This window comes from Tolypothrix sp. PCC 7712, from assembly GCF_025860405.1.
Taxonomy (GTDB): Bacteria; Cyanobacteriota; Cyanobacteriia; order Cyanobacteriales; family Nostocaceae; genus Aulosira; species Aulosira diplosiphon.
Window position 1 is genome coordinate 3,106,016 of sequence record NZ_CP063785.1, and the last position, 24,024, is coordinate 3,130,039.

At 40.5% G+C, this 24,024-nt stretch carries 17 protein-coding genes and 1 tRNA gene; 7 read left to right on the forward strand and 11 right to left on the reverse strand.

From position 1 onward, the window contains the following. The first annotated feature begins 480 nt into the window (after positions 1 to 480). Positions 481 to 2,391 carry a hypothetical protein gene (locus tag HGR01_RS12795; RefSeq protein ID WP_052335263.1) on the forward strand — a complete coding sequence of 637 codons (1,911 nt, stop codon included), beginning with the start codon at positions 481 to 483 and terminating at the stop codon, positions 2,389 to 2,391. A gap of 965 nt (positions 2,392 to 3,356) precedes the next feature. Continuing rightward, on the forward strand, positions 3,357 to 5,135 hold the full coding sequence (locus HGR01_RS12800; RefSeq protein WP_052335262.1) for a hypothetical protein: 1,779 nt from the start codon (positions 3,357 to 3,359) through the stop codon (positions 5,133 to 5,135). Positions 5,136 to 5,758: 623 nt separating this feature from the next. On the opposite strand, the gene HGR01_RS12805 is transcribed toward HGR01_RS12800, so the two are convergent. The 4 genes from HGR01_RS12805 to HGR01_RS12820 form a co-directional block, all read right to left on the reverse strand. Next, entirely contained in the window at positions 5,759 to 6,457 is a 699-nt protein-coding gene (locus HGR01_RS12805; RefSeq protein ID WP_168160996.1) for a class I SAM-dependent methyltransferase, read from the reverse strand. A 414-nt stretch (positions 6,458 to 6,871) separates the two neighbouring features. After that, a complete protein-coding gene (locus tag HGR01_RS12810; protein ID WP_045871599.1) occupies positions 6,872 to 8,245 on the reverse strand; it encodes a hypothetical protein in 1,374 nt (457 codons plus the stop codon). 326 nt (positions 8,246 to 8,571) lie between these two features. Then, positions 8,572 to 9,669 carry a beta-N-acetylhexosaminidase gene (gene nagZ / locus HGR01_RS12815; protein WP_045871598.1) on the reverse strand — a complete coding sequence of 366 codons (1,098 nt, stop codon included), beginning with the start codon at positions 9,667 to 9,669 and terminating at the stop codon, positions 8,572 to 8,574. 133 nt (positions 9,670 to 9,802) lie between these two features. After that, positions 9,803 to 11,032, reverse strand: a complete 1,230-nt coding sequence (locus tag HGR01_RS12820) for a septal ring lytic transglycosylase RlpA family protein (protein WP_045871597.1) — start codon at positions 11,030 to 11,032, stop codon at positions 9,803 to 9,805. A gap of 852 nt (positions 11,033 to 11,884) precedes the next feature. On the opposite strand from HGR01_RS12820, the gene pds reads away from it, so the two are divergent. The 4 genes from pds to HGR01_RS12840 all read left to right on the forward strand — a co-directional run bounded on the left by pds (position 11,885) and on the right by HGR01_RS12840 (position 16,087). Continuing rightward, positions 11,885 to 13,324 carry a 15-cis-phytoene desaturase gene (gene pds / locus HGR01_RS12825; protein WP_045871596.1) on the forward strand — a complete coding sequence of 480 codons (1,440 nt, stop codon included), beginning with the start codon at positions 11,885 to 11,887 and terminating at the stop codon, positions 13,322 to 13,324. After that, on the forward strand, positions 13,308 to 14,240 hold the full coding sequence (crtB, locus tag HGR01_RS12830; RefSeq protein ID WP_045871595.1) for a 15-cis-phytoene synthase CrtB: 933 nt from the start codon (positions 13,308 to 13,310) through the stop codon (positions 14,238 to 14,240). The genes pds and crtB overlap by 17 nt, the downstream gene beginning before the upstream one ends. 176 nt (positions 14,241 to 14,416) lie before the next feature. After that, positions 14,417 to 14,508: transfer RNA gene (locus tag HGR01_RS12835), tRNA-Ser, on the forward strand. A 253-nt stretch (positions 14,509 to 14,761) separates the two neighbouring features. Continuing rightward, the gene (locus tag HGR01_RS12840; protein ID WP_045871594.1) at positions 14,762 to 16,087 is read left to right on the forward strand and encodes an ABC transporter substrate-binding protein; all 1,326 of its coding nucleotides are present in this window, start codon (positions 14,762 to 14,764) and stop codon (positions 16,085 to 16,087) included. Positions 16,088 to 16,295: 208 nt separating this feature from the next. Here the strand turns inward: HGR01_RS12840 and HGR01_RS12845 are convergent, their stop codons facing one another. From HGR01_RS12845 to cysH, 7 genes are all read right to left on the reverse strand, one after another. Further along, a complete protein-coding gene (locus tag HGR01_RS12845) occupies positions 16,296 to 17,126 on the reverse strand; it encodes a hypothetical protein (protein WP_045871593.1) in 831 nt (276 codons plus the stop codon). 705 nt (positions 17,127 to 17,831) lie between these two features. Then, complete coding sequence (gene xseB, locus HGR01_RS12850) at positions 17,832 to 18,065, reverse strand: exodeoxyribonuclease VII small subunit (RefSeq protein ID WP_045871592.1); 234 nt, start codon at positions 18,063 to 18,065, stop codon at positions 17,832 to 17,834. A gap of 1 nt (position 18,066) precedes the next feature. Continuing rightward, positions 18,067 to 19,299, reverse strand: coding sequence for an exodeoxyribonuclease VII large subunit (gene xseA / locus HGR01_RS12855; protein ID WP_045871591.1), 1,233 nt, complete (start codon positions 19,297 to 19,299; stop codon positions 18,067 to 18,069). A gap of 500 nt (positions 19,300 to 19,799) precedes the next feature. Next, positions 19,800 to 21,296 (reverse strand): aldehyde dehydrogenase family protein, encoded by a 1,497-nt coding sequence (locus HGR01_RS12860; RefSeq protein WP_045871590.1) that lies wholly within the window; start codon positions 21,294 to 21,296, stop codon positions 19,800 to 19,802. Between the two features lie 69 nt (positions 21,297 to 21,365). Further along, positions 21,366 to 21,497, reverse strand: a complete 132-nt coding sequence (locus HGR01_RS12865) for a hypothetical protein (protein ID WP_255325246.1) — start codon at positions 21,495 to 21,497, stop codon at positions 21,366 to 21,368. Between the two features lie 100 nt (positions 21,498 to 21,597). Next, positions 21,598 to 21,987 (reverse strand): peptidoglycan-binding domain-containing protein, encoded by a 390-nt coding sequence (locus HGR01_RS12870; RefSeq protein ID WP_052335261.1) that lies wholly within the window; start codon positions 21,985 to 21,987, stop codon positions 21,598 to 21,600. Between the two features lie 535 nt (positions 21,988 to 22,522). Next, complete coding sequence (gene cysH / locus HGR01_RS12875) at positions 22,523 to 23,248, reverse strand: phosphoadenosine phosphosulfate reductase (protein ID WP_045871589.1); 726 nt, start codon at positions 23,246 to 23,248, stop codon at positions 22,523 to 22,525. 144 nt (positions 23,249 to 23,392) lie between these two features. Between cysH and HGR01_RS12880 the strand changes: the two genes are divergently transcribed. After that, a complete protein-coding gene (locus HGR01_RS12880) occupies positions 23,393 to 23,611 on the forward strand; it encodes a hypothetical protein (protein WP_155539365.1) in 219 nt (72 codons plus the stop codon). Positions 23,612 to 24,024: the final 413 nt, after the last annotated feature.

Consider the following 24,024-nt stretch of genomic DNA (forward strand, 5'->3'; position numbering starts at 1 on the left):
TACAGGCTTTTGAGATTGATGTTTTGAAGTGCTTAAGCAATTGTTTAGCAGTAATCTGAAACTCTGCGATCGCACTTGTAAAAAGCATTTGAGCTACTCTTCAAAGGATGATTTACAAAAGCCAAAAAATGTATTTTTGTGTATCACAAGGTACTAAATTTTTGTATTGCGTAAGTTCTGAACATGAAGCTATAGCGTTTATCAATCTAGTGAAGTACTTTTTGCAAGATACTTATTTTCATATAGGATTCATATTTGATTTCTGAACTAGACGTAGGGTGTGTTGTCGCGTAGCGCAACGCACCAAAGCTGAGAATACGGTGCGTTACACTTCGTGATAACACACCCTATACATACTTAGATTTTTCAATAATCAAATCGGATTCCTATATAAAAGGTTCTTGTGTAATTCAGTAGCCTGGAAAACGCTAAATCTCCAATCAATTTATTGTATCCACAGGAATTTCAACAGCAAAAAGAATGGCACAATTAGTACAGATTATCTACACTTCTCAGTTCAAACCTCCTATTTCTGAATCCAATCCTTTAATAGTTGCCAGTCCAGATCCATCAGGGATTGTTTATATTGACCATTTGCAAAACCTGTTTATTGCGGATGGCGAAGTAGATGAGATGAAAACTAGATTCGTCTCAAAAAACCTGTTTGAAACTACTCTGACAGGTAGTTATGTGGATAATAATTTAAATGGCATGAATTTTACGCAAGAGGCAACAGGGATTACTTATAATCCCCAGAATCGTTTCCTCTATATTTCTGATGATGACAGGAATAGAATTTATCAAGTAGATCCCGGACAAGATGGACTATACAGTACATCAGATGATGTAGTGACTTATTTCAGTACTAAGCTCAGTGATAGTAAGTTTGACTCAGAAGACGTTGCATATTCAACCAGAACAGGTAATTTATGGGTGGTTGATGGTTTAAATGCAGAGGTTTACCAATTTACTACTAGCGGTCAATTAGTTAGTCAATTTGATACAGCTACAATTGATGTTTCTGATACAACACCAGGAATTCAAGGAATTCTTGACCCCGAAGGAATTGTGGAAGACCCCTTGACTGGGAATTTATTTCTTGTAGGTAGACCAATAACTGAGGCAGGTAAAGCAGTTTATTATGTATTTGAAGTGACAAATACAGGTCAATTTGTCAGCAAGATTGATATTTCCGCAGCAAATCCCAATAAACCTGCTGGTATTACTATTGCACCCAATAGTCAAGATTCTTCCAAGAGAAGTCTTTATATTGTTGATCGTGGTCTTGATAATGACGATCATCCTGATGAAAATGATGGTCGAATTTACGAATTTTTACTAGATGGTAATGGTAGTACCAATCCAACCCCTGATACAACCTCAGGTGGTACGCCAACATCAGGTGGTACAACATCAGGTGGCACAACATCGGGTGGTACGACATCGGGTGGTACAACAACATCGGGTGGCACAACATCAGGTGATACAACAACATCGGGTGGTACGACATCAGGTGGTACAACAACATCAGTCAGTAGCACATCATTGGACTCTAAATTCACAACTGTATTTGTGGCTAACAGTGCTAGCACTAGCACCACTAATACTTTTGGAGGAGTAAGTTTTGATAAACAAGACATCTTAGCTTACAACCAGAATACAAAAACCTGGTCTATGTATTTCGATGGTTCGGATGTATTCAACAGTGGCAGCTCAAACCTCAAAGATGTCCGTCTTCGCGATTTTCACATCAATAGTGATGGCTCAATTTTGTTTGCTATTAATCAAAGCGTTACATTACCAGGTGGGATAAAAGCAGATGAATACGATGTCATCAAGTTTAGCCCTACTTCAACTGGTGACAAAACTAGTGGCACATTTCAACTTTATTTGGATGGATCTAACGTAGGATTAGACCCTGGAGTCAAAAGTGAGGTAATTGATGGAATCGCTATAGATTCAGATGGTGCTTTAGTAGTTAGTACCAGGAATGGTTTTAAAGTTCCTGGAGCATCTGGTACAGAACTAACTGGTTCGGGTGAAGATCTAATCAAGTTCAACAGTACTTTAGGAGACAAGACAGTTGGTACCTGGACAATGCTTTTTGATGGTTCTCTAGTAGGTCTCAAGGGTAATAATATTGATAGTTTTTGGTTAGACTATGATGCTAACAAGAATATTAAATACATTTATCTAAGCACCGAAAACAATTTTAGCATTACCAATAATAGTAAGACCATTACTGGTAGTGCTGGTGATATCCTACGCTTTACTCCTACCTCACTTGGTAACGATACTAAAGGTAGTTTTGAACTGATAACCAGACTCGATGGACTAGGTGCTTCTACTATTGAAGGTCTTGCCGTTAACCCAAATTTTTCAGGTTTTTAATTACGTTGACGTAACACCAATTCTCTAAAATTTAGCAATATATGCAAACTTCAAAACCACTAGATAATGTACATTGCTGAATTTTTAATTGGTATAACTTGACTACCTAATCTCAATTACAAGGCTAGCGGTCAATTTCTTCGCATCTACCATATATTTTGGCTTTTATCTATCAAGACTATAAGCATTTTTGTAACCAAAACCAACCTAATTGATAGAAATCATCCAAACTATACCAAATATGATTAATGTATAGCAAAAAAGAAGTTTGGTATTATTTAATTTAGTAAAATCAAGCCATAGTAATTCTTGATAATAAATTTTAAAAATTTCAAATATCTAAATTGTTAACATTATCCTTTCAAGCATTCGGTTTTCACGACTCTCATGATCAACCAATTAGGCTGAATTGAGGTTATAAAATATTCTATTTTTCTCCAAAAAACAAATATTTAGCCTTAAGATTTTTTTACATCGTAGAGCAATTTGGATAAATTCTATCTTATCGCTCTTCAGTAATAATTTTTATATGCCTTATATTTATCGTGTAAAAAACATATTAAGCATAGATATTTTAAATATAAATCTTTGATAAAGCTTAAATGAATTTTATAAAAAAGTATTTGATTTTACGTATATCAGAGTATTAAATAGATGTAATATTAACACTAGAGTTTACGCATTGACAGTACGTAAAAACTATGTTGAACGTATGGCGTTCAGGATTTTCAATGTGATTCTTTGCTGCTGTTTTAGCAAGCTCTATCTAGTGGCAAGCTGATACGCTGTAACAACACTTTGTAAAAGGATTTATGTAAGTCATCAAAAGATGATTTACGCAGCCTGAAATGACAACTTTTAGTAAATTCACAAAATCCTGAATTTGTCTGGTGCGTAAATTTTTAACTGCTTGATCAAGTTACAAGCAAGCTGTTTGACTCAAAATAATTTCATCAAAAAAAGCAATGGCAGAACTGGTACAAACTATTTACACTAGATTTTCTCCAGACAGTCCCGATCCTTCGGGGATTGTTTATAACCCTAACACTAAAACATTGTTGATTAGTGATGGTGAAGTAGAAGAAATAGATGATGTATTCAAGGGAAAAAACATTTTTGAGATCAATCTCACAGGTCAGTTACAGAACACTTTGACCACGACGAAAATACCAAACGTGGCAGCAGGTTTTTCTGATGAACCAACAGGGATTGCTTATAATCCAAAAAATGGTTTTCTGTATATTTCTGATGATGATCAGGCTGAAATTTTTCAAGTAGATCCCGGCAACGATGGTAAATATAATACATCGGATGATCGGATAACTTCTTTTGATGTTAATCCCTCCGGAATTTCTAAGCCTGATGCAGAAGACGTAGCATTCTCCACCAAAACAGGTAATTTATGGGTAGTTGATGGATTTAATGCAGAGGTTTATCAATATACCACCGGCGGTCAAATAGTTAGCCGATTTGATACTGAATCTCTAGGAATTAAAGACCCTGAAGGGATTACGGAAGACCCCACTACAGGAAATCTGTTTTTGGTAGCTAGTCCTCAGATTGAAAATAAACAGAAAGTTTATTATGTGTATGAAGTGACTAGTTCGGGTAGCCTTGTCCAGAAAATTAATATTTCACAGGCGAACCCAATTAAACCTGCTGGTATAACCATTGCGCCTAATAGTAAGGATTCTTCTAAGAGAAGCCTTTATATAGTCGATCGCGGTGTTGATAATGATAATAATTCAAGTCAAAATGACGGTCGAATTTACGAATTTTTACTAGATAGTAACGGTTCCGGTGGTGGTACTGGTGGCGGTACTGGTGGCGGTACTGGTGGCGGTACTGGTGGCGGTACTGGTGGCGGTACTGGTGGCGGTACTGGTGGCGGTAATCCATCACCATTCGATCCACAAGCTACTATTTTTGTAGGCAGTAAAGTCAGCGGCAACAATACTATTGGAGGAGTAAATGCTGATAGGGTAGACATTTTAGCTTACAACCAGAGTAAGCAAACCTGGTCTAAGTATTTCGATGGTTCGGATGTAGGCTTAGATCCAAGCAAATACTACATACGAGATTTTCACATCAATAACGATGGCTCTATTTTATTTGCTCTCAATAACCCTGCCACTTTGCCTGGTGGGTTAAAGGTAGATGATTCAGATATCGTCAAGTTTACTCCTACCTCCAAGGGTGAGAATACCAGTGGAAAATTTGAACTTTATTTTGATGGTTCAGATGTAGGTTTAGATACCAGCAACGAGGATATAGATGGAATCGCGTTTGCTCCGGATGGTGGTTTGGTAATTAGTACAACTGGTTCTTATACAGTTCCAGGGTCTAATGGAGATTTAAAGGGTGGAGATGAAGATTTACTACTCTTCAAACCTAGTAGTACAGGCGAAAATACGGCTGGTACCTGGTCATTGCTTTTTGATGGTTCTGATGTAGGTTTATCTAGTTCTAGCGAAGATGTAGACGCTTTTTGGATTGAATATGGCAATAACAGTGTTATTAAACACATTTACTTAAGTACCGAAGGAGATTTTAGCGTTCCTGGTGCCAATGGTGTTGTCATCAATGGTAAAGGTAGTGATATTCTCCGCTTTACTCCAACTTCGCTTGGTAACGTTACCCAAGGTACTTTTGAACTCGTATCCTGGGATAAATCTAATGTAATAGCTAATGCTGGTATAACTGTTGAAGGTTTCTCCGTAGCTTCAGGTATTTCAGGTTTTTGATTAGCTAAAGGTCTGAACTCGACTTTATCCAATTATTTCAATTGCCATACCTCAGACAAGCAGTTAAATTGCTACTATACAATGTGGCTTTTGTCCATGAATAATTTAGGGATTTTTCATGTAACCAAAACCAAATTTTGCAATGGCATTTGCTGATTGAATACTGATAGTTTTATCCGTATAGATGTGTGCATTGTTTAATTGGATAAAGTCAAGCTTATTCATTAACTAAAACATTGACTCTGATACCAAATCAAATAATGTTTGCGACAAATTAATAATATTCTAGAGGTCACTGCCGTGCCCCTACAATCTGTCGCATTCTTTTTTAAAATTGGTATGAGGAAATACAGGCAATACTTGTCGGTTAAGGGTAAAAGGGGAAGGGGAAAAAGGGCAAGAAAAAACCTTTAACCCTTACCCTTTAACCTTTTCCCCAAACCCAATTCCGAGTTGAAAATCCTTAACCGAGCAGTATTGGAAATACAGGGAAGAATAGAGAATGATATAAGCTGTTGAGCGTACAAATTTTGATAGTAGTCCACTATCAAAATACAAAAAACCTGATGTGCATTTATTAATGTACATCAGGTTAACAAGATTAATGTTGCAAAAAAGACAAATTATCTGCTCGCTAAAACTAATTCACGGTGCTCTAAATAATTGCTGCGCTCGTTGTTGACTTCCGCAATAATCTTTTGGCAAGTTTCTAGGTTAAAGCGACTGAAATCGGCATGATGCGGCTTAATACCGAAAATAGTTTTCCCAACTTTATAAGTAGTTTGAAAAAGTCCCCATTCAATCATTTGATTTAGTAGACGATAAGTGATTAGTGATTTAGCACCACCTTGGGGATGGCGATCGCTAATTGGCTGAAATTTGGCTTCATTAGCGTAGTCATCGACAATAATCAATCCACCGGGTTGCAGTAGCGGCCAGAATAAGTAAAAATCGCGGTCGATGCGTCCATCAGCATCATGTATGAAAGCAGCAATTTTGGGGGTATTAATTAGTGCGATCGCTTCTTGTCCATTCTCAAAAGTGAGTTCTTGTGGAAAAAGGCGCACTTGCTCGCATACGCCAAAATTTTCAAAATGTTTTTGAATTAATTCTAGATTTTCCGCATAGCCACCAACATCAGTCCGAGTACCGCCTTGGCACTTTTCAACTACAATCAATTTAGATTTTTTTTGGCTATCTCTTATCGCCCAACCAATCGCAATACTACCTGTACCTGCTGCACCACCAACTTCGATAATATCGAGATCGGGTAATCGCAAACAAAGTTGGTAAATCTTTTTATAGACAAGTGGTAATAACATACCATTTGTTTGTGCTCTTAAATGGTAAAATTTAGAGTTTGTAACTTGCTCATAATATAGAAAAATATTTTTTAAAAAAGCTTTAAAATTGCTATTCATGCTTTAGCCAATTTGGTACTTGGTTACTTATTGTTATTATTAACATAAGCATAAACAAAAGTTTATATTATATGGCTTTACTGTATCTTTATAATCAGCAAGTAGCAAGAATAGCTGAGTTCGATTAACGTAAAAAAAGAGACGGTATTACTGATTTAACCAACACTCGTTTAAATCAGTAATGCCGTCTCAAATTATTTTCGTAACTCTATTTTCGGTAAGGAGACTGTTAATTTTTGAATGAATTCATCAATGTAACTTTCACAACCTGAAGAGAGTAATGAGAGTCTTTATGCCTCTATTGATATGTCATAGTTACATGACTTCCACTTTCACACTGCTCATCTTGATCAAATTTTGCGAGCCTTCTGTTTTTTGGAGGATACCTCGATGTTGAACTGTTCCGCCTTGAACTGTGATTTTGGCATTTTTATCAGATTGGAAAACCTTAGTTAAGGGATTAGTTGACTTCAAGGTGCAGCGAGTCAGGGTGACATCAGCTGACTCCGTAGCATGGATTTGTGCTAAACAACCTGAACCTCCACGACAACGAGGTTCTATACCGACACAGTCTTGAACATCTATTTTTGACCAAAATCTGAAGTTACGTTTGTTATCTGTGGCTTTGGCACGAATTAACACAGTATTTTTCGCTTTAATGTCGTATCCACCATCAGTATTGCCAGCAGCGCTCGTATCTTCAAATCTAATATCTGAGACGTTAGCCTCTGCGGTAAAACCATCTCCATTCCAATAGTCTTTGCTAGAGAGAGTCTGTTGACAGTTATTCATAGTGGTTCGCCGCAGCGTCACATGATGCACATCGCCACGGAGATGCACGCCCATACAAAAGTTGTCGCCATCTTGGCGTTGTGAGTCTCCAACAACTTGCTCAATCAGGATATTGTGTGCATCAGCTTGGTTACTAGGCTTAGATTTACCAAAACGTATTGCTCCTTTGGAGTAGCCTTGAATATCTGCATTGCGGATGGTGACATTTGCTAAATCCCATGAACCACTAGGATCATGTTCAATGAATCTTTGGACGTTGGTAGCTTTGGTTTTTTCGATAGTCACATCACCTTTAGTACCAGCAAACACAAAGCAACCATTACCCTGGTTCATACAATGAATGTTACGGAAAGTCAGGTAACTAGCACCAGGAAGAAGATTAAAGAGACTGTTACCCGTCTTTCCTAATGGAGGAGCCTGATATGGGCTGGAGCGATCGCCTACAATAACTGGCATGGATGTTTCAATTCCTGATGCATCAGTTCCGTGGATGGTTATCGGTTTACCAGCAGATCCGCCACTAGCAATGCGAATATTCCCACTGTACTTGTAGACTCCAGTCAGTAACCTCACTTCACCGCCTGGTTGCACTCTGCCAACAAATGCAGGTAAATCAGTCAGTAATCCTGCATTTTGAGCGCTACTACCATCACGCTTACCAGCACCTTGCGGTGAAATATAGAGAATTTGCGATAAGGTTGCGGCTTGTCCGACGTTGGAATTATGGCAAATCCCCATAAAACAACCAGAAAATCCGACTGAGAATTGAGCCAAGAGCAGCGCTAGGACAAAACCTAAACCAGAGAACACAAGCATCAAAGTTTTATTACTAAATTGCCGTTGCCATTTGCGTACCTCTTTAGCAACGGTATTTAGTAGCACTATGTGTTTTTTCATGGAATCACACAAATATGAACTAATGGACTAGCCGAGAATGTCAAAACCTTTATCATGTAAAGATTTTGATATTGAATGCTGCGATTAGCTTGATACGATCTAAGTATGCCAATCTGTATCATTTATCAAAGCTTTAAATAATCAACAGGAAATTTTTACAATATTGCTGAGTTTGTGGGAAGCGATAAAAGTCCAATTTATTACAGGATAAGCTTTACAGCCACACTTAGATAATTGTTACAAAATATTACGTAGTTGTAGAGACGCGATTCATCGCGTCTCTACAAGAAGATTTAAAGGTCAATCGATTTGTCTTATCTCTGGAATCATCCAACTTCTTGGAAAGAACAAGCGATCGCTAATTCGGTATGTTCTTTGAGTGTATCTTTATCCAAAGTATGGACAAGATATTGAGGTGCGATCGCTAGTAATTTATCGATTCTGTCTTTTGCTGCTGCGACTACTGCGGGGTCGAGGCTAACGTTACTCAGGGAGTCAGCAAAATCTTGGGCGATGTAATAGGTACGTTCTAAAGATGATGAGTTGATATTACGGGAGACAATAAATAAATCACAGCCAGCATTTACAGCTTTGGCGACAGTCCCTTTTTGCATAAACATATCGGAGATGGCTTTCATATCTAAATCGTCAGACACTACCACACCTTTGAAACCCAGTTCTTCCCTGAGTATGCCTTGAAGAATGCGTTGCGAAAGTGTTGCTGGTACATCCGGATCTATTTTCGGGAATAGGATATGGGCTGTCATCACCAGAGGTACCTGTTCCTCAATCAGAGTTTTGAAAGGTAGAAGTTCGCGATTTCGCAGGTCTTCTGCTGTCAAATCAAGTACTGGTAGTTCTAGATGAGAGTCTTTACTAGTATCTCCATGACCGGGGAAGTGTTTAGCACAACCAAGAATTCCTGATTCTTGCAGTCCTAAAAAGTATTCCCGTGCGCCGTTAGCAGCAGATTCGGGAGTTGTACCAAAGGCGCGCGGGCCAATCACAGGATTTTGTGGATGGGAATAAATATCTGCTACAGGTGCCCAGGATATATTGATTCCCAAGGATTGGAGTTCTACGGCGGTGGCTTTAGCTACTTGACGCGATCGCGATTGTAACAGCGAAGCATAGGGAAATCGGGTAATTGGTAAAGGTGTACGCACCACCCGACCGCCTTCATGATCTAAGGTAATAAACATAGAATCACGTTCGGCGTATTGTCTAATTTGGTCGATTAACTCTCTATAGCTTTGCAACCAAATTTCATAAGCAGCGCTATCTAGAAAGTTCTTAGCAAAAAATATTACCCCAACAGGTTTTAATTCACTAAGTGCACGTTTATCGTCGTCGCTTAATGTCGTGCCGGAGACACCGAGAATTAAATGATGCCCAAAGCCCTGGAGATGCTGCGTTACTGACATAACGTTTTACCTGTGGCTATTCATTTAATAGCATTTAATTTTTGATAACAGAGGTATGGTAATTGCTAGTAGCTATTTATGCAATCGGCTATTAGCAATCAACCATCAGTAGCTAGCAAGAATCTAGAGGCGATTAAAATTCCGATACTAATGCTAGTTGTCTCACTGGCTTGGGTTTTGCTTTGGTGAGAGTAGAAGCTTTTAAAGTCATTTTGGGTTGACTGCTTTGCAAAATTACCGCTTCATAGGGTACGACTCCAGCTATTTCACTACCAAGACAACGGGCTGCAATCCTTGATAAATCTAAGCTTCTGGGTTCAATATAAGGGCCGCGATCGTTGACTCGGACAATCACAGATTTGCCACTGTGGAGATTTTTCACCTGCAAATAGGTATTAAAAGGCAGAGTTTTATGGGCTACTGTCAATTCATCTTGGTTGTATATCTCGCCGTTTGCTGTTAAACGACCATGAAAATAGCCTCCATACCAAGACGCTAACCCAGATAGTTTTCTGCTAGAAGGACTGACACCATACATCTCTTTTTGTCCCTCTACGAGGGTCAATGTTGGTGCTTTAAAAGCTGAACGCAGATTGTTAATCCATTCAATTGCTAACAATTCACCAGTCTTATGGAATCTATTGGAGATTTGTTTTTCAATCCCCCATAAAAAGCGATTACCTGCCATTAGGGCAGGTATACCATCAACTAAAGCGGGTCGTAATTGATTAGCGTCTAAGTTGGGTAACTTCGCTAGGTTAGTCAAGCGTTGTTGCATTGACTTTGCTGCCCTTTCTGTAGGTAAGGTAGCAACTAAACTGTTATTTACCCACATTTCATAGTTACTTTGGTCTCGATGGACAACTACTACAGGTAAGGAAGCAGAGATCAAATTCTGTTCTACAGGACTGGTAAAACGGAAGAAATCTTGTAGCGATCGCAGAATTTTATGGGTAAAAAAATCTGGGCTAGGAGAACTTGAGTTGATGATGGTTCCAGATGTCCAACCGCTAGATTTTCTAAAAATTGGCTGTTGTGATGCTATCTCTTGCCCAGCACTACAAAGCTCTTTTTTACTTTTTTTAACTGTCTGTCTTTGAGAATTACGTGGCTTTTCTATGTTGGTGGCACTGTCATGATTGTTCCAATCAATTCTTAAAAACCTTGTAGGTAGCAACGTTGCACTCAATACTTTTCCCTGGGGAAGTATAAACAATGGACGGTGCTTACTGACCAATTTACCCAGATTGGTTGAAACTTTCGCTGGTAATACTTTCGGCGTAAAATTTGTTGGTAATTTTTCACTCAATGAAAAGAAAGAACTAATCGTGGATGTTATCCAAAGAAATTCAAAAATTAGCATGTCGATTTAAATTCCAAGTTTTTGCACAATTAAACCGTGCACCCCTGGGTTTGCTAAACAACATTTTTAGACGAACAAATTAAATTTTTATTCTTTAATACAGAGAAAAATCCTCTTACTTTGTTGACACAATACTGAGCGATCCCCAGCAGGGATCATCATATCTTGTTACACGTAAATAAACAAATAAAACTTTTAGATACTGTTTTGAATTATTTGCCAGTTTTAAATTTAAATTTTTTATAACTGCTGCTTTTATTGTTTTTAAAATATACAGAAAATCTGATTTGACAACGATAAAAATACGGGAATAACAAAATTTTTAGTATTATTTTTTACTTTATTTTTTAATTTGTTAACAGAAAAAATACTCACATCATGGCTCATAGTCTTGATCAAAGCCAGAAAAATTTCTTCCAGACAAATTCAGTAGCGAGCAAAAAATCAATCAAAACCAGAAAAGTAAAAATTTTTCTCAAGAGTCAAGGATCAAAAAATTTTCGGAATTTTTCAGTTCTTTGTCTCTCCTGCTTTGCTGATTTTTTAGTCAAGCACTCAGAGGAAGATCCTCTAACCAAACATGAAAATTGCTCAAATACCAATGCTTACTGACCAATTTTCTACTGGGGTAAAAGGTAAGAAATATATCTCGAAAATATTGGCAAACCACCAATGCAAATGAAAAATGACGATTTGGCTAATCAATTTTATTGATGCCTAAACCTAAAAGCAGCAGGATATTTCCAAGTTTTTTAGGAAAGCGATCGCACAATCGCTGCGAAATGTAACAGATTGCAACGTATAATGAGAACGGCAAAACGATTAAGAAATCTTGAAGAGCAGTAGGGTTAAATGCGAGTAGCGATCGCGGGAGCGGGCCTAGCAGGACTTTCCTGCGCCAAATATCTCACAGACGCGGGTCACACCCCCATTGTCTTGGAACGCCGAGACGTACTGGGTGGCAAGGTGGCAGCGTGGAAAGATGCTGACGGAGACTGGTACGAAACAGGTCTGCACATATTTTTTGGGGCATACCCCAATATTTTGCAGCTATTCAAAGAACTGGGCATAGAAGACCGTTTGCAGTGGAAAGAACACACAATGATCTTCAACCAGCCCAATGCCCCAGGGACATACAGCCGCTTTGATTTCCCAGATTTGCCAGCACCCTTAAATGGCATAGTGGCAATCTTGCGAAACAACGATATGCTCACCTGGCCAGAAAAAATTCGTTTTGGGTTGGGTTTGTTACCAGCAATGGTGCAAGGACAGAAGTACGTAGAGGAAATGGACAAATACTCCTGGACGGAATGGCTGCAAAAGCAAAACATTCCCCTAAGAGTTGAAAAAGAAGTTTTTATTGCCATGTCTAAGGCATTAAACTTCATTGGCCCAGAAGAAATTTCCGCTACTATCTTGCTAACAGCCCTCAATCGCTTTCTACAAGAAAAGAAAGGCTCAACCATGGCCTTTCTTGATGGTTCACCAACAGAGCGATTGTGTCAGCCGATAGTAGATCACATCACCGAACGGGGTGGGGAAGTAAGATTAAATGCCCCCCTTAAAGAAATTCTGCTCAACGGAGATGGTACCGTGAGGGGATTCTTAATTCGGGGGTTAAATGGCGCAGAAGATGAAGTGTTAACGGCTGATTTGTATGTATCTGCCATGCCCGTTGACCCCTTCAAGGTGATGCTGCCAGAACCGTGGAAAAAAATGGAGTTTTTCCAGCAGTTAGATGGGCTAGAAGGAGTACCAGTAATTAACCTCCATCTCTGGTTTGATCGTAAACTAACAGAAATTGACCACTTACTATTTTCGCGATCGCCCCTCCTCAGCGTTTATGCTGATATGAGCAACACCTGCCGTGGATATGCTAATCCCGATCGCTCAATGTTGGAATTAGTTCTAGCTCCAGCAAAAGATTGGATCTCTAAATCCGATGAGGAAATTGTTGATGCCACCATTGCTGAACTAGAAAAACTCTTTCCCCAACACTTTGGTGGGGATAATCCAGCCAAGCTGCTGAAATATCATGTGGTGAAAACGCCGCGTTCAGTTTACAAAGCGACTCCAGGTCGTCAACAGTACCGTCCTTCGCAAAAAACTCCCATTGCCAACTTCTATTTGACAGGGGATTACACCATGCAACGCTATTTGGCCAGTATGGAAGGGGCCGTACTTTCTGGTAAGCTTACAGCGCAGGCGATCTCGGAAGCAATCCCGGTGGACACTGCAAACAAACCGCAAACGCTCACCCGATCGCCCGCAACGAATGCTGCAACTGCCTGATTCACCCCCGCGCATGAAAACGCTGGTCTCTGTAGACGATTCCTACAAACTTTGTCGGCAACTTATCGCCAAGTATTCCGCGACTTTTTACCTGAGCACTTTGCTCCTGAGCAAAGAAAAGCGTCCCGCTGTTTGGGCAATTTATGCTTGGTGTCGCCGTACAGATGAACTGGTAGATGGCCCTGCATCTGCTATGACTACGCCAGAAACCCTAGATCTATGGGAGAAGCAGCTAGAATCAATTTTTGCTGGGCATCCAGTAGAAAATTTTGATGTGGCTTTAGTGGATACTGTTAAACGCTTTCCGATGGACATTCAACCCTTTCGGGATATGATTGCCGGTCAGCGCATGGACTTATATCGCAGTCGCTATGAAACGTTTGAGGAATTATACGTCTACTGTTACCGCGTTGCTGGCACTGTCGGTTTAATGTCCACGGCGATCATGGGGTTGGATGATACCAGAAATACAGCGCCGTGGCACCGTACACAACAGTCGTATGTTCCAGTTCAAGAAGAAATTGCTTTAGGAATTGCCAAGCAACTCACCAATATCTTACGAGATGTTGGTGAAGATGCTAGGCGAGGACGAATTTATCTTCCCTTAGAAGATTTGGCACGTTTTAACTACACCGAACAAGATTTATTTAAGGGTGTAGTAGACGATCGCTGGCGTGCCTTAATGCAGTTCCAAATCTCACGGGCACGAGAATTCTACACCAAAGCAGAACGAGGAATTTCCTATCTTTCTGCTGATGCTCGTTGGCCTGTTTGGGCTGCGCTGATGCATTACAGCCAAATTTTAAACTTTATCGAACGCAACGATTATAATGTCTTCACTCAGCGCGCCTACGTCCCCCAGTGGAAAAAATTGCGTACCTTACCACTGGCTTGGATGCGAGCGCAAGTCCTCTAAATTTTAGTCAGTAGTCAGTAGTCAGTAGTTAACAATTATTTACTAAAATCCTTCCAGATGACTCTCTTTCCTGACTCCAACTTCTGAAAATACAGTTGACTAATGACTAATGACTAATGACTAAAAAATGTTTGACTTGTAAAGATGTATCTGCTACTATTGTTATTCGTGACCCAGGAGAGGTGGCTGAGTGGTCGAAAGCGGCAGATTGCTAATCTGTTGTACGGCAGGCAACTCCGTACCGAGGGTTCGAATCCCTCCCTCTCCGTTTTCCCAGCCACTAGAAGTAAGTGATGACACTGAGTTTGCATCACTTTTTTAGTTAATTAGGGATAATAAGTTTTTCTTAAACTAAAAAAATACGTCTTTAGGCATAAGTATTAATGTTGGCATCAACACCTCTATATCTTCAGGAGGATGATATTATTTATGCTTTGGAGTCTGTAAATATTAACCTAACCTCAAATATAGTTAGAATTTTACTTTCAGACTCCTAAAGAATAGAGGAGTGAAAGTAATTTATGCCAAGAATTAGTACAGCCTTAGCTTTTAGTGTAGCTACCTTAGCAGCTGGTTTTCTGTTGGGGGCTTGTAATGATACTACTAGCAACTCTAATAGTACAGGGAACACACAAGGCACTGCTACCCCAGCAACCAACTCAACTACTACAACTAATGCCAAGGGACTGAAAATCGGTTCCTTACTACCATCAACAGGCGATTTAGCATCTATCGGTCAGCAGATGGTGGGTTCAGTTCCCTTGCTGGTGGACACAGTCAATGCTTGTGGTGGCGTAAACGGTGAACCAGTCGCCTTAGTACCAGTAGACGATCAAACAGATCCGAAAGCAGGTGCAGCTGGGATGACCAAACTTGCAACCTTGGATAAGGTAGCTGGTGTAGTGGGTTCCTTTGCTAGTAGCGTTTCCACTGCGGCTATCTCAGTGGCGACACCGAATAAAGTGATGTTGATTTCCCCTGGGAGTACCAGTCCTGTGTTTACGGAAAAGGCTCAAAAAGGCGACTATAAAGGCTTTTGGGCACGCACTGCACCCCCAGATACTTACCAAGCACTAGCCTTGGCGCAACTCGCTAAGAAAAAAGGATTTAAACGCGTTTCTACAGTCGTGATTAATAACGACTACGGTGTTGGTTTTGAAAAAGCATTTGTACAAACTTTTGAAAAATTAGGTGGAACAGTAGTTAATAAAGATAAACCTGTCCGTTATGATCCTAAGGCTCAGACCTTTGATACTGAAGCGGCGGCGGCTTTTGCCGGCAAACCAGATGCCGTATTAGCAGTACTCTATGCGGAGACAGGAAGTATATTTCTCAAAACTGCTTACCAGCAAGGCTTAACCAAAGGAGTGCAAATTCTGCTGACTGATGGCGTAAAATCACCCACTTTCCCAGAGCAAGTAGGCAAAGCTAGTGATGGCAAATATATTTTAACTGGTGCGATCGGTACCGTTCCCGGTTCCGATGGTAAAGCATTAGAAGGCTTTAACAAACTCTGGAAAGAGAAAAAAGGTGGTTCCCCAGGAGAATACGCACCTCAAGCTTGGGATGCAGCTGCATTATTAGCATTAGCCGCACAAGCTGCTAAAGAAAATACAGGTGTTGGCATTGCTAGTAAAATTCGAGACGTTTCTAATGGGCCGGGTACAGAAGTTACTGATGTTTGTGAAGGGCTAAAATTGCTCAAAGAAGGTAAAAAGATTAACTACCAAGGCGCTAGCGGTAACGTTGATGTTGACGCTAATGGCGATGTGGTTGGTGTTTACGATGTCTGGACTGTGGGAGATGATGGCAAAATCACGGTGATCGATAAAGTTAATCCTAAATAGGGCTCTCTAATTACTCTTTCTAAGATACAAGGTTGGGTTGTAGCTTGCTTCCCTGTAGGGGTTATATCTCAATACAGTTCAGAGAAGATCATTAGTGATTGATTTGTCACTTGGGAAACAGCTAGCTCAATTGGGGGATTCTCCCCCAAACCCCCGATTGGGGGACGCAACCGTCCCCCAAACCCCCTCCAAAATTCAAAAATTGGATTTAGAAACCACTGAAGTTGTAGCCAACGCCTAACATCACGCCTATGTCAGTATTTTCAAAGAAGCCAGCATTGACAGACGCAGTGGCAGTAAATTGGGTATTGAGAGGAAAATCAAAGCCACCAGAGACTAAAAATGCGGCTTCAGAGTTATCACCAGTTTTAATTGCTGCACCTAATCCTATGTAAGGCGCAATTGGTAAGGGTTCACTAAATGGATCTGCTACCTGCTGAAAGGTAAAGTCATAGGTGAGGGGAAGTAGAATTGTGGTGTTGTCACCCAAAACTGCTGATGGTCGGAAAGATATAGCATTGCTCAATCCGATTTTACTAATGACAGCAAAGTTACCATCACCCAAAGCAGAGTCACTACCACTGACACCAATGTTACCTGCAAGACCAATATAGCTTCTACCACCACGGGTAGCTCTACCTGGTTCAATATCGGCTTGTGCTACTTGAGTAGTAGCTGGTTGAGCAATAGGCTGTTGAGCGGTCGGTTCCGAGTTTTGGGGAATAAAGCCGGCTGCTGAGGTGATTGCTGTACCTGGAATAGGTGTAACTATGCGATTAGCGGTTTGTTGTGTAGCAGCGTTAGGGAACTGCTGGGAAACGGTGAAATTTGTATTGGTTTGAGTAGGGGAATTTTGGCTTGTAGCTTCCTGTTCAGTAGTTGATTGGCTGGGAGATGCTACGGTTGTAGCAGCATTACTAAACTGCTGATTATTTGAGGAATCTACTGTTTGAGCGACAGCAGATAAGCTACTACCTAAGACTGCACAAGCTGCTAAACTTGGCAAGCAAAAAACAGCTTTACGAATAATAGTATTCACATTCACTCCTTACAAAATATTGCCACACATAAATAAACGGTTTTTGGTGTTAAGCCAAGAAATCTTGGTAACATCCAACCATTTAACACGAAAAAACTAATTCTCACACCCTGTATTTGACGGAATTATACTAATCCTTTCAGGGTTACGATGTTACTCAGAAAAGCTGTATAGTCCATGTCAATAAACCTCTCTTCTGGGAGAGGCTACACCCACAGGGTAGCGAACAGGAAAAAATGGCTACTCTTTTCCATGCTCACTGGTCATTCGTAGTGTCTCACAAATAATACCAATTTGAATAAATAATGTGATAAATACGTAGATTGGGATGAGTACGCCGCAATACTACAAGGGATAGCTTTTTAAACTCAAAATTAGTTGAGGGGAAAGGGTTAAAGGTTAAGAGTACTCCAAGTAAAAAAATGCTCAATTGTCATTGCGAATGAAGCAAAGCGGAATGAAGCAATCGCATAGACTCGCTCGTAGTTGCAAGATTTTGCGATTGCTTCTCTGCGAGACGCTACACTCCGTTTCGCTCGCAATGACAGGTTTTGGATCGTTTATTTTTTGGAACACTCTAAGGGTTAAAGGTTTTTTCTTTCCCTTGAACCATTCCCCTTTTTCCCCTTAACCGACAAGTATTGGAGTACGCCGTACTTTTCTAGTAGGAAATAGCAATTCCGCTCAGGAAATACTTAGAGCAATTTACTCATCATTCAAAGTTTCAATTAACAAATCGACTTGCTGCTGACGCTGCTGCAAAAAATTCTCGCATTGGCGCAAATTTTCTACAGCATTTGTAAATTGTGCAAATACTTCTTCTAATTCCAACTCGCCTGTCTCAATACGAGTAATAATTTGTTCGATTTCAGCCACTTTATCCTCATAATTCCAACCTGTGAGGGCATCAGAATTAGCAGGGTTCTTACGTTTAATCATCCTAATCTTTTACTTCTTTCACTTTCACTTTAACTTCTCCCTGTCCCAATTGAATCAATAACTCATCACCCACAGCTAAATCTGCAGCAGTTCGAGCGATCGCACCATTTTCTTGTCTGACTACGGCGTAACCACGCTGTAATACGGCTTTCGGGTCGAGAGTAGCTAATTTTTGCCTTAACATTTCTAGATGTTGGCTGGCTTGTTGCGATCGCCTTTTTGTGACTTGCACTAATTGCTGATGCTTCCAAGCTAGTCTTTGCTTTTCTTGTTGTAATTGCCGATCTAAGCGTAAATGTTGCAGCCGATTTTGCAATACTCGCAGCTTGTGTTCAGCAGCTTGTGTAGAGTAAAGTACCGCCTCTTGTAAAGCTTCCACTCGTTGCCGATGTTGAGTATACAATTCCGCCAGGGCTGGCACAACCAGTTCTGCCGCAGCAGTGGGAGTATGGACGCATACATCTGCAACTAAATCTGCCAAAGATTCATCTCGTTGATGACCAATGCCAGTAATTACTGGTATAGAACAATTAGCTAGCGATCGCACGACTCGTTCATCGTTAAAGCAAGCTAATTCCTCAACTGCGCCGCCTCCCCGTGACAAAATTAGCACCTCGGCTCGCCCATCCCGTTCTACGCGTTCAATAGCTTTCACTATCGATTCTGGTGCTTGCTCCCCCTGTACTGTCGCCGGAGAAAATAAAACCTGTAACCCTGGATACCGTTGTTTTAGGGTTCTTTGAATATCACCCCAAGCCGCAGCCGTTGGTGAAGTGATCACAGCGATGGTTTGGGGATGAGAAGGAAGCGATCGCTTTCTTTCGGGATCAAACAACCCCTCAGATAGCAAGCGGTTTTTTAACTGTTGGTAACGCAAAGCCTGTAAACCTTCACCAGCAGGTAAAGCTTGCCAAACAGATAGCTGATATTCTCCCCTTTGAGGATAAACTCTGAGACTACCTAAAATAATTAACTGCTCACCAGGAATAGGGATTTGCGCCAGTTTTGCCAATTGGCTATTCCACGCTACACATTTAATTCCAGCTGTACCATCGGGATCTTGCAAGGTGAAAAATAAACCACTGCGATGGTGATTAGCGCTGGAAACTTCTCCTGTTACCCAAACTTGTCGCAGTTGATGATCTTGTTCCAACAGCAAGCGGATGTAGTCAGTTAACCCAGCTACCGAAAGTGCAGTATCAGGAATTAAAGAGTTGACAAAATCGGAAGTCATACCATTTTGGATTTTAGATTTTAGATTTTGGATTGGAAATCGCCTTATAATTATGATTTTTGTAAATCAATTTTTTGCAATTACTTTTCAAATTTGTATCGTTAAAGACGCAACTCAAAATCTATCCAAATACTAGTAAATCGGTGTTTGCATACTTAACTTGCAATACTTCTAGATTAACCCTCTTCTAAGAAACAGAAATATTTCTTTACATCCATTGGGAATGCGATCACTTTCCTCGGACGCTTTTATCACTTTCGGGAGATAATAATCTGGAAAGCTTACAGCATAAGACTTTTACCAAAAAACCATGATTTTAGCCATTGTGTTAGAAAATAAACGCTCAAATGCCCGTTGTATCTAAAGTTCAAAATTTGGCTTTGATTTTTATTTTCCCAGAGTGACAAAACAAGGTTAAGCATTATCCACCCAGAAAGAGGATTTGGAGAAAAGGATACTTTTCCCCTTTCCCTTTTTCCCCTTCACCTTTCCCCCATATATTAACTGCGGTTGTCTATTTGGGCGCGTTGCAAATTCCCAGAAAAGTCAACATAAACACTTTTCCATTCAGTAAAAACATCTAAGGCTGTAGTACCAGCCTCTCTATGTCCATTGCCTGTTTGTTTGACACCACCAAAAGGTAAGTGTACTTCAGCACCAATAGTCGGGCCATTTATATAAGTGATACCTGCCTCAATGTCGCGCATAGCAGTAAAAGCGCGGTTAATGTCGCGGGTGTAGACTGAGGAAGATAGACCGTAATTGGTATCGTTGAGGACTGCGATCGCTTCTTCAAACGAGCTAACCTCAATTAATGCGACTACTGGCCCAAATATCTCTTCGCGAGCAACGCGCATTTCCGGGGTCACATTATCCAAAATTGTCGGTTTAAAGAAGTTACCGTTTTTTAATTGCCCCTCGCTGGCAATTTCTCCACCAATTAACACTTTTGCTCCTTCTTCACGGGCAATATCTAAATATTTATTGACTCTTTGCAACTGCGATGCATTAATTAACGGCCCGATATCTATATCTGGATCGGTTCCAGCCCCTAAGCGTAATTTGCTGGTACGCTCGTAAAGCATGGCAGTAAATTTTTCTTTGATGTCACGATGCAATATTAAACGACTAGTAGCTGTACATCGTTGTCCCGCAGTCCCAAAGGCTCCCCAAACTGCACCATCTAACGCCAGTTCCAAATCTGCGTCTTCCATGACAACTTGGGCGTTTTTACCACCCATTTCTAAACAAACGCGCTTGTGAGTGCGTCCGCAAGTTGCACCGACAAATGCACCTGTTTCGGAAGAACCAGTAAAAGATACTAAATCAACATCAGGATGCTCGACTAAGGCTTTTCCAGCTTCTTCTCCGACACCATGAACTAGGTTAATTACTCCTGGTGGTAAACCTGCGGCGGCAAAAATCTCCACTAATTTTGTTGCACAAGCTGGGGTATCTTCAGCAGGTTTGAGGATAACGGTATTACCACATACTAAGGCTGGCATAGCTTTCCAGCAGGGAATCGCCACGGGAAAATTCCAAGGAGTAATTAAAGCACATACCCCTATTGGCATTCTCACCGTCATAGCAAATTTATTGGGCATTTCTGAGGGTGTAGTTTGCCCGAATAATCGCCGCCCTTCACCAGCACTATAAAAGGCGCAGTCAATACCTTCTTGCACATCGCCTCTGGCTTCAGTCAAGGGTTTACCCATTTCGCGACTGATTAACTGAGCGAGTTCTTCTTTGTGCTGAAGCAATATTTCCCCGACACGAAAAATATATTCGGCTCTAGCTGGGGCGGGAACTTGTCGCCAACTGCGGTAAGCTTGGCGGGCGGCGGCTACTGCTTGATTAACATCATCTGCTAAGGAACGGGGGAAGGTAGCAACAACTTCATTCTTATCAGCAGGGTTGCGACTTTCTAAAGTGGCTCCCCCTAAAGCACTCAACCATTCACCGTTGATGTAATTGCGGCAACTTAAGGCAGTAGTCATTTTTAAGACCTCCAGCTCTACATCCACTGGAACTTTTGTACTAAGTGTGCCGTGCTTTAGAGGTTGTCGTCAAGTGTTGGGCATTGGGCATGGGGCATTGGGCATTGGGCATGGTAATTGATAATGGTAAGTACTTGGACAAAAATATTTACAGTCATTGCGAGCGAAGCGAAGCAATCCCAGCCCTTGCGATTGCTTCATTCCGCTTCGCTCCATTCGCAATGACTTTGTGTAATTAATTCTGTCAGACTACTTATTTATCTCCTTTTACCCTTCCCCTTTTCCCTCATCCCCCTCTGCTTTACTTCATAGCTGCTAAAGTCCGCCGTCCAATGATGCCGTCTGCTCTTAAGCCTTTGGATTTTTGGAATTTGATGACTGCGGAGCGTGTTTGTTTATCAAATACACCATTAACATTTCCGGTGTACAACCCTTGTTGCTTTAAAAAGTTTTGAGCAGTTTTAACTCCTTCTCCCTTGCTACCTAACTGGAGTGTAGTGGTTGGCTTTGCTGCAGTGTTGGTAGTTGTTATAGCGCTAGGCTTTTTAGTTGTATTGGTTGTTGGCTGGCTAGTTTGAGTAACTGGGGTAGTGCTAGCAGGATTTTGAGTTTTATTCGCAGTTTTGGAGAAGGCTGGAAAAGCAGTGGCTAAAGTTAGTACAGGAATTAAAGTAAGTACTTTCCAATTCATAGTTCTAGTTCCTATTAAACAGAGATTGTGATGTGCAGTGTCATCGTGTCAGGCCTATGACGCGATCGCAAATCTCCTGAGTAAATCCTGGTGCTTTTTATAGCCAAATATTATTTACTCAATTAGATATGGAATAAGCATCACATATCTAATTGACAAGGCTATTGCAGAACTATGACGAAGCTATGACCAATTTTTTTCAGTATTTCTATTAGTAAAGAAAAATACTTTTATTTTTGGATATTAATTAATACTACTTAATTTTTAAATTAAGAAAGTAACGTTTAATCTGAGTTCTTACACTTTAAATCTGTTACTAGATTGTAGAGAATTAGTAACAATCATCAACTGTGTCTGCTAAGGCAGACGAAATGGGAATAAAGACTAGGTACTACAGACAAGAATGTTTTCTGAGAACTTATAACTAAGAATTTTTCCAGCTTGGTGGGGGAGTACAGGATTTTAGAGCCATATATAAGGAAATGAGTGGAGGATTTTTCTCCTCCATGACCCATTTCCTAATCTCTAGTTTCCATTAAATATGAATTCCACATTCAGTTTTGCCGGTTCCCCGCCAGCGTCCAGCGCGTTCGTCTTCACCTTCGCCTACTTTGGTGGTGATTGGTTCGTCACCAATGCTGGGATAGCCTTGGTCATGTAGAGGGTTGTAAATTACGCCATGTTCTGCCACGTAAACCCAGCTTTGTTGGCGTGTCCAGGCAGCTAAAGGATTTACTTTCAAGCGTCCTTGACCATCTAATTCAAATACAGGCATATTAGCACGGGTAACAGCTTGGTCACGGCGACGACCAGTAATCCAAGCAACTGTATTGAGTTCGTCTAAACCTCTTTGCAAAGGTTCGATTTTTGTAATGTGGTGGAATTTAGTAATATCTCTGTCCCAAAGTGCATCGCCGTATTTTGCGTTAAAAGCTTCACGGCTATCTACATCTGGGGTTTTGTAAGTTTGTAGATCTAGGTTATAAATTTCTTTACTTTTAGCAACTAGTTCTAAGCTTTGGGGGAAGTGGAATAGGGTATCGAGAAAGATAACGGGGACTGGATGCTTCAGTTCACTATAAAGAATGTGGGTAATTATCATGTCATCCACGTTAAAGGCGCTGGTTTGCACCAATCCCGTGGCGATATTTTCTACAGACCACGCCAGTATGTCTTTTGGGGTAGCAGTTTCAAATTGTTGGTTTAACTGTTCTAAATCAAACTCTTTGGTTTGGTTTGGCGATACCGTGGAAACTGTCATGATAATTTTTAGGTAAATGGGTCTTTTACTTCAATAAAATTTATTTTACCCCAAATGGGTAATACAAAGGCACATAAATCGCTAGGGTATCAGTTATTTGTAAAACTTATAGTTTATAGAATTTATACCTATATTGGTAAATATATGGGGATTGGGGATTGGGGATTGGGGATTGGGGATAAGGGAGATGAGGAGGATGAGGGAGATGAGGAGGATGAGGGAGAAAGAACAATTACCCATTACCCATTACCCATTACCCATTACCCATTACCCATTACCCATTACCCATTACCCATTACCCATTGCCCATTGCCCAATCAATGCCCCATGCCCCACGTAAGTGAATACCACAGGTTTTACTAAGATAAATTGCGTTAGATAAAGTTTTACCGCACTTATATAGATATTAAATTATGAGACTGGTATTGTTAATGAATCCTTAACTTTGATGTGGATTCTAAGAAAATGAATAAGTCAAAAACTCCTGGATCTTTTGGTGAATCTATAGTTATGGGCGCTCTCATCATGTTGACCAGTGTGAGCATTATCACCATCATGAGTGCATTTTAAGATAATAAAAATAAATTTTAGCAACGAAACTTTACAAAGCTCCTCTGAAACTGAGAGGGGCTTTTACATTTTGTAGTCTAGGCAGTTAGCGATCGCTTAAATTAGCGTTAAGTAATTTTGTGAGTTTGGTCAGTATTCACACTGAGGTGATTATTGGTGCAAGATATCAAGGAACAAGAAGATAATTTTTATCTCTCTGGTGAACT

Excerpts from the sequence above, each read along its gene's own strand:
- pds (WP_045871596.1), top strand. The coding sequence starts at position 11,885 with ATGCGAGTAGCGATCGCGGGAGCGGGCCTAGCAGGACTTTCCTGCGCC.
- xseA (WP_045871591.1), bottom strand. The coding sequence starts at position 19,299 with ATGACTTCCGATTTTGTCAACTCTTTAATTCCTGATACTGCACTTTCG.
- crtB (WP_045871595.1), top strand. The coding sequence starts at position 13,308 with ATGCTGCAACTGCCTGATTCACCCCCGCGCATGAAAACGCTGGTCTCT.
- HGR01_RS12840 (WP_045871594.1), top strand. The coding sequence starts at position 14,762 with ATGCCAAGAATTAGTACAGCCTTAGCTTTTAGTGTAGCTACCTTAGCA.
- HGR01_RS12805 (WP_168160996.1), bottom strand. The coding sequence starts at position 6,457 with ATGTTATTACCACTTGTCTATAAAAAGATTTACCAACTTTGTTTGCGA.
- HGR01_RS12880 (WP_155539365.1), top strand. The coding sequence starts at position 23,393 with ATGGGGATTGGGGATTGGGGATTGGGGATTGGGGATAAGGGAGATGAG.
- HGR01_RS12810 (WP_045871599.1), bottom strand. The coding sequence starts at position 8,245 with ATGAAAAAACACATAGTGCTACTAAATACCGTTGCTAAAGAGGTACGC.
- HGR01_RS12800 (WP_052335262.1), top strand. The coding sequence starts at position 3,357 with ATGGCAGAACTGGTACAAACTATTTACACTAGATTTTCTCCAGACAGT.
- xseB (WP_045871592.1), bottom strand. The coding sequence starts at position 18,065 with ATGATTAAACGTAAGAACCCTGCTAATTCTGATGCCCTCACAGGTTGG.
- nagZ (WP_045871598.1), bottom strand. The coding sequence starts at position 9,669 with ATGTCAGTAACGCAGCATCTCCAGGGCTTTGGGCATCATTTAATTCTC.
- HGR01_RS12820 (WP_045871597.1), bottom strand. The coding sequence starts at position 11,032 with ATGCTAATTTTTGAATTTCTTTGGATAACATCCACGATTAGTTCTTTC.
- HGR01_RS12865 (WP_255325246.1), bottom strand. The coding sequence starts at position 21,497 with ATGAAGCAATCGCAAGGGCTGGGATTGCTTCGCTTCGCTCGCAATGAC.
- HGR01_RS12860 (WP_045871590.1), bottom strand. The coding sequence starts at position 21,296 with ATGACTACTGCCTTAAGTTGCCGCAATTACATCAACGGTGAATGGTTG.
- cysH (WP_045871589.1), bottom strand. The coding sequence starts at position 23,248 with ATGACAGTTTCCACGGTATCGCCAAACCAAACCAAAGAGTTTGATTTA.
- HGR01_RS12870 (WP_052335261.1), bottom strand. The coding sequence starts at position 21,987 with ATGAATTGGAAAGTACTTACTTTAATTCCTGTACTAACTTTAGCCACT.
- HGR01_RS12795 (WP_052335263.1), top strand. The coding sequence starts at position 481 with ATGGCACAATTAGTACAGATTATCTACACTTCTCAGTTCAAACCTCCT.